Below are 5576 nucleotides of genomic sequence, written 5' to 3' on the forward strand. Positions count from 1 at the left end.
CGACTCCTCCGTCTTTCTGGGTTTTTTTTTTTTTCCCTGTCTCCCCCCCCCCCCCCCCCCTCGTGACAGACGACCGACCTCAGGGCGCGGCTCACGCGTCGCGACGCCGGACGGCGAGGGCCGCGGCGGCGAGCACGGCCACGGCGTACCCGGCCAGCACGGCGAACCCGGCGCCGGGGGCCAGGAGGCCGTCGGGCGTGGGGCCGGTGGCGATGAGCCGCTCGCCGGCCACGGTCGGGAGGTAGGCGTACACGTCCTGCGCCCAGGCGGCCGAGCCGGCCAGCCCCTGGAACAGCAGGGGTACCACCATCAGCAGGCCCAGGGTGGTGGCGATCCCGGCGGCGGTGCTGCGCAGGAGCGCGCCGATGCCCAGGGCGAGCGCGGCGACGGTCACCAGGTAGACGACCGTGCCGCCCAGCGCCCGCAGGTGCTCGCCGTCGGAGAAGTCCAGCGAGAGGCCGTCGGCGGACAGCGAGGACGCCGTCGCGAGCCATGCCGCGGCCAGGCCGACGACGGCGAGCAGCGCCGTGGTCGCCGCGACGACGGCCAGCTTGGCCCACAGGACCGGCAGGCGGCGCGGCACGGCGGCGAAGGTCGCGCGGATCATGCCCGTGGAATGCTCGCCCGTGATGGTGAGGACGGCGAGGACCGCCACGGTGAGCTGCGCGAACCCGTACCCGAACGTCACGGCGACGGCGCCGCTCGGGACGGCGAGCCGTGGGTCGGCGCTCATCGTCTCCTGCATGTCGGGCGACGTCGTGGCCGACCCGAGCGTCGCGGCCATGACGACCGCGAGCCCCGCCATGAGCAGCACCGTCAGCGCGATGCCCCACCACGTGGAGCGCAGCGACCACTGCTTCAGCCACTCCGAGCGCAGCACGCGCGCGAAGGTCACGTGGGTGCCGTGCGCGGGCTCACGGCCCGCGACGAGGGTGGTGGTGGCGCTCATGAGTGGTCTCCCGGGCTCGTCGAGCCGGCGGCGGCGAGGTCGCCGGCGGGGTCGTCGGTGCGGTACTCGACGGCGTCGGCCGTGAGCTCCAGGTAGGCGTCCTCGAGGGTCGAGGCCACCGGGGTCAGCTCGTGCAGCGCGACGCCCGTGGTGAGGGCGATCTCGCCGATCGCCGCCGCGTCGAGACCGGTGACTTCCAGCGCGCCCTCGTGGGCGACGTCGGGCACGACGACGGCGGCGCCCGCTCGCTCCAGCGCGGTGCGCAGCGCCGACGGGCCGGGGGTGCGGACGGTGACCGCACGCCGCGACGCGGCCTCGACGACGTCGCTGACGGGTGCGTCGGCGAGGATGCGGCCGCGCCCGATGACGATGACGTGGTCGGCGGTGAGGGCCATCTCGCTCATGAGGTGGCTGGACAGGAAGACGGTGCGGCCCTCGGCCGCGAGGCTCCGCGCGAGGTGGCGCACCCACAGGACGCCCTCGGGGTCGAGGCCGTTGACGGGCTCGTCGAGGATCAGCGTGCGCGGGTCGCCCAGCAGCGCCGACGCGATGCCGAGCCGCTGACCCATGCCGAGCGAGAAGCCGCCCACCCGCTTGCGGGCCACCGAGGCCAGGCCGGTCAGGTCGACGACCTCGTCGACCCGCCGGTCGGGGATGCCGTGCGTGGCGGCCAGCGCACGCAGGTGCGCCCGCGCCGTCCGGCCGGGGTGCACGGCCCGGGCCTCGAGCAGGGCACCCACCTCGGTGAGCGGGGATCGGTGCCGCGCGTACGGGCGGCCGTTGACGGTGACCGAGCCCGCGGAGGGCCGGTCGAGACCCATGATCATGCGCATGGTGGTGGACTTGCCCGCCCCGTTGGGGCCGAGGAAGCCGGTGACGACGCCGGGCCGCACCGTGAAGGTGACGCGGTCGACGGCGGTCTTGTTCCCGTAGCTCTTGGACAGACCCTGTGCCTCGATCATGCCGTCGAACGTACGGCGGGTGACGCGTGTCACAGAACCGGGCAGGCCCCTGAGATCGACCCTGGCCGTGTCGCGGCCCGCCCCGGGGGTTCCCTTACGCCGAAGCCCCGGCCGGTCGGGTCGCCGCGACCGGCATCGACGCTGGCACACTGGGCCCACCTGCCCCGCGCGAACGAAGGAGTCCCGTGCACGCCGAGGTCCTCGAGCTCACCGATCCCGCGCGACCGGCCTACGGCGCGGACGGCCCTCGGCCGGTCCGCACCCACCTGTGGCGTGCCGACGACGCAGCGCCCCTCGTGCTCGTCTCGCACGGGACGGGCGGGGCGGCGCAGAACCTCCACGTCCTGATCGACGACCTGGTGGCCGCCGGGTGCTCCGTCGCCGCGGTCGACCACCACGGCAACACCTTCCTGGAGCCGTACGCCGCGGAGTCGTTCGTCCGCTGGTGGGACCGGGCGCTCGATCTGTCCCGCGTGCTCGACGTCCTCGACCCGAGCGGGCCGGTCGGCGCGGCGGGCTTCTCGATCGGCGGGTACACGGTGGCGGCCCTGCTCGGGGCGCGCGTGGACGGGGCGACGTTCCGCGGCCTGGTCTCCGGGGAGGTCCCGGCTCCGCCGACGCCCGAGCGCCCGGGCATCGTCGAGGAGCTGCGGGCCGCCCACTCCGAGGCCGAGCGAGCCGCCTGGGTGGACCACGCCGTGGGGTCGTTCCGCGACGAGCGTGTCTCCGCGGGCTACCTGCTGTGCCCGCTCGGCGCCTTCGTCGACCCGGGCAGCCTCGCCACGGTGTCGCGACCGACGGCGGTCCGCTGGGGCGGCGCCGACGAGGCCGTCCCGTTCGAGACGAACGCGAAGGTGTACGCGGCGGGGATCCCCGGTGCCGACACGAGGGAGCTGGGCACGGACGCAGGGCACTACGACTTCATCGACGGCCCGGACGGTGGCGACCCGGCGCTGCAGGCCGAGGCGGCGGCCGACGCCGTCGCTTTCTTCAGCCGCGCCCTGTCTCGCTGACGGGCCAGCGGCTGAGCCGCCCGACGAGGAAGGACTCGATGCCGATCAACCCCGATGCCGCGCCGACGAACCCGCCGAGCAGGCGGCGGGCGTCGTCGGCGTCCATGACGCGCAGCTGGTCCGCGCGGTAGTCGACGCCCTTGCGGGTGAGGCGGTACGAGCCCGCGGCGCGCACGTTGCGGCACCAGTCGACGTCCGCGCCCCAGGGCAGCGGCGTGAGCACGAGGATGTCGCGGTACTCGCCGATCTCGACTGGGTCGCCGGGGCGCGACACCCGCGTGTCGATCGGGGCGCGGGCTGCGAACGCGACCACCGGCGTGCGGTACTCGCGCCCGCTCTTGCGGCCCACGTGGTGCAGCGTGACCCACGGCGGCACGCGCGAGCTGACCTTGAGGGCGTACGGGTTGAAGCGCTTGGTGGCCTTGACGACGGCGGGAGGTGCGGGCATGGGTCCATCCTGCTGCGCGGGGACGCGTCCCGCTGGTTGACTGGGCCCATGGACCTCTGGGGCGTGCTCCTCGTGCTGACCGTGCTGGTCACCGGCCTGGCGGGCGGGGTGTTCGCAGCGTTCTCGACGTTCGTCGTCGCGGGCCTACGACGCCTCGACCCGGCCGACGCCGCGCGGGCCATGGCCGCGATCAACACCGACGCGCTGCGGCCGCCGTTCATGACGCTGTTCGGCGCGGCCGTCGTCGTTCCGGTCGTGGCGGGCGTGGTCGGCCTCGTCGGCGGGCACGACGGCGCGTGGCTGGTCGCGGCGTGCGCGGTCGTGATGCTGGTGGGCATGCTCGGGGTCACCGCGGCGGGCAACGTACCGCTGAACGACCGGCTCATGGCGCACCGCGACGCCGCCGGGTGGGAGGCCTTCGACCGCCCGTGGGCGCGGCTCAACCATCTGCGGACGGCGGCGTGTGCCGCGGCTTGCGCGCTCGCGGGTGCGGCGCTGGCGTTCGCATGAGTGCACGGAGCACGGAACGGACCACGAGGAGGGTGCGGGCATGCGCATGAGGGACCCGAGGGACTGGAGCAGGCCGCTCGACGCCGGGGCTGTGCCGCGCATGAGCGCACCGGACGTCACGCCGGACGACGCGGGCGGCCCCGCCAGCGGGTCGGACGACGAGGCGGCCACGATCGACCGACTGCTGGACGGCACGACCACCTGGGCCGTCGTCGGGCTGTCGACCAACACCGAACGCGCGGCGTACGGCGTCGCGGGCGTGCTGCAGCGGGCCGGCAAGCGGATCGTGCCCGTGCACCCGAGCGCCGAGACCGTGCACGGCGAACAGGGCTACGCGACCCTCGCCGACGTCCCGTTCCCCGTCGACGTCGTGGACGTGTTCGTGCGCTCCGAGCTCGCGGGCGCCGTCGCCGACGAGGCGATCTCGATCGGCGCGAAGGCGGTGTGGTTCCAGCTCGGCGTCGTCGACGAGGACGCCGCCGCGCGCGTGCGCGCCGCGGGCCTCGACATGGTCATGGACCGGTGCCCCGCCATCGAGCTGGGGCTGCGCCGCTGAGGACGCCACGAGGGCCCCGACCGCTACACGCGGACGGGGCCCCGGTGCCACAGGGGACGGTCAGCCGCGCAGGCCGAGGATCCCGTCGTAGCTGCGGCGGGCGTTGCCGAACGAGTCCAGCGGGTTCGGCGGGACGGCCGTCGTGGCGGCGTTGTCCTGCTCCCAGATGCCCCAGCGGGTGCCGCGCGCCTTCGTGGCGCGCAGGAACTCGCGGTAGGGCAGGTCGCCGGCGTCGAACTCGATGATGTCGAAGCCGTTGGGGTTGGCCTCGTTGCGTGCGCCGTCCTTGAGGTGCAGGAGCGGGTAGCGGTGGGCGTGGTTGCGCACGTAGTCGATCGGCTCGAACCCCGGGTAGAGGTGCTGGCCGACGAAGGCCCAGTAGACGTCCATCTCGAGGAAAACCGCGTCCGGGTCGGTGTTGTCGAAGAAGACGTCGTAGAGGCGCACGTCGGGCTGGTCGGACGCGAACGCGAACTCGCCGGCGTGGTTGTGCTGGTACAGCTTGAGCCCGGCGGCGTTGGCCTGGGCGCCCCACGCGTTGAACTCGTCCGCGGCCGCCCGGTACCCGTCCACGGTGGCGACGTTCGACGGGGCGTTCGCGGTGCCGACGTGCGGCATGCCGAGGATGTTGGCGATCTCGAGCTGGCGCGCCAGGTCGGTGCGCAGGGCTCCGATGCCGACGTGGGACCCGACGGCCCGCAGGCCGTTGTCGTCGAGGAGCTGGCGGATCTCCTCGGGGGTGATCGCCCCGACCTGACCCTGGGTGTAGCCGGCGAACTCGATCTCGGTGTACCCGATGTCGGCGAGCTGCTCGAACACCGTGCGGAACCCGAGGCTCGAGACCTTGTCGCGGATCGAGTAGAGCTGGATGCCGATCTTGCCCGGGGGCACCAGACGGCCGTTGGCGGCGGTCGTCAGGGGGTCGGCGGCGGTGGCGGTGGAGGCCAGGGCCCCCGGGGCGGCGGCGGCACCGAGGCCGACGGCCACGGTGGACGTCGCGAGCGCCTTGATCAGGCTGCGGCGCGTCAGCTGGGACTTGCTGGTCATCGTCTCTCCTTCAGGGGATGGAGCGGCGGGGGGGGGGCGAGACACGGCCCGGTGGGGCGGGGCAGTGTCAAAGGGACAACCCCCAGAACCA

Annotated in this window: 7 protein-coding genes; 3 read left to right on the forward strand and 4 right to left on the reverse strand. The window is 74.1% G+C overall.

Annotated features, from left to right (window positions below):
• Positions 1–91: 91 nt before the first annotated feature.
• Both ACWF41_RS09055 and ACWF41_RS09060 read right to left on the reverse strand, forming a co-directional pair.
• Positions 92–949: an ABC transporter permease gene (locus ACWF41_RS09055; RefSeq protein ID WP_380326428.1), complete on the reverse strand. Its 858-nt coding sequence runs from the start codon at positions 947–949 to the stop codon at positions 92–94.
• Positions 946–1911, reverse strand: coding sequence for an ATP-binding cassette domain-containing protein (locus tag ACWF41_RS09060; RefSeq protein WP_380326431.1), 966 nt, complete (start codon positions 1909–1911; stop codon positions 946–948). Before ACWF41_RS09060 ends, ACWF41_RS09055 begins: the two co-directional genes overlap by 4 nt.
• 185 nt (positions 1912–2096) lie before the next feature.
• On the opposite strand from ACWF41_RS09060, the gene ACWF41_RS09065 reads away from it, so the two are divergent.
• Positions 2097–2924: an alpha/beta hydrolase family protein gene (locus ACWF41_RS09065; protein ID WP_380326434.1), complete on the forward strand. Its 828-nt coding sequence runs from the start codon at positions 2097–2099 to the stop codon at positions 2922–2924.
• Here ACWF41_RS09065 and ACWF41_RS09070 read toward each other — a convergent pair.
• On the reverse strand, positions 2902–3372 hold the full coding sequence (locus ACWF41_RS09070; protein ID WP_380326437.1) for a PNPOx family protein: 471 nt from the start codon (positions 3370–3372) through the stop codon (positions 2902–2904). The genes ACWF41_RS09065 and ACWF41_RS09070 overlap by 23 nt on opposite strands.
• A gap of 48 nt (positions 3373–3420) precedes the next feature.
• Here ACWF41_RS09070 and ACWF41_RS09075 point away from each other — a divergent pair, with 48 nt between their 5' ends.
• Together ACWF41_RS09075 and ACWF41_RS09080 are read left to right on the forward strand one after the other, a co-directional pair.
• On the forward strand, positions 3421–3882 hold the full coding sequence (locus tag ACWF41_RS09075) for an anthrone oxygenase family protein (RefSeq protein ID WP_380326440.1): 462 nt from the start codon (positions 3421–3423) through the stop codon (positions 3880–3882).
• Between the two features lie 100 nt (positions 3883–3982).
• Positions 3983–4438, forward strand: coding sequence for a CoA-binding protein (locus ACWF41_RS09080; RefSeq protein WP_380326443.1), 456 nt, complete (start codon positions 3983–3985; stop codon positions 4436–4438).
• A gap of 60 nt (positions 4439–4498) precedes the next feature.
• Here the strand turns inward: ACWF41_RS09080 and ACWF41_RS09085 are convergent, their stop codons facing one another.
• Entirely contained in the window at positions 4499–5485 is a 987-nt protein-coding gene (locus ACWF41_RS09085) for a sugar phosphate isomerase/epimerase family protein (protein ID WP_380326446.1), read from the reverse strand.
• Between the last annotated feature and the right edge of the window lie 91 nt (positions 5486–5576).

This window comes from Isoptericola sp. NPDC055063, assembly GCF_053608125.1.

What these genes read in the sequence shown, in the direction of transcription:
- ACWF41_RS09085 (WP_380326446.1), bottom strand. Translation starts at nt 5,485, where the DNA reads ATGACCAGCAAGTCCCAGCTGACGCGCCGCAGCCTGATCAAGGCGCTC.
- ACWF41_RS09055 (WP_380326428.1), bottom strand. Translation starts at nt 949, where the DNA reads ATGAGCGCCACCACCACCCTCGTCGCGGGCCGTGAGCCCGCGCACGGC.
- ACWF41_RS09080 (WP_380326443.1), top strand. Translation starts at nt 3,983, where the DNA reads ATGAGCGCACCGGACGTCACGCCGGACGACGCGGGCGGCCCCGCCAGC.
- ACWF41_RS09060 (WP_380326431.1), bottom strand. Translation starts at nt 1,911, where the DNA reads ATGATCGAGGCACAGGGTCTGTCCAAGAGCTACGGGAACAAGACCGCC.
- ACWF41_RS09070 (WP_380326437.1), bottom strand. Translation starts at nt 3,372, where the DNA reads ATGCCCGCACCTCCCGCCGTCGTCAAGGCCACCAAGCGCTTCAACCCG.
- ACWF41_RS09075 (WP_380326440.1), top strand. Translation starts at nt 3,421, where the DNA reads ATGGACCTCTGGGGCGTGCTCCTCGTGCTGACCGTGCTGGTCACCGGC.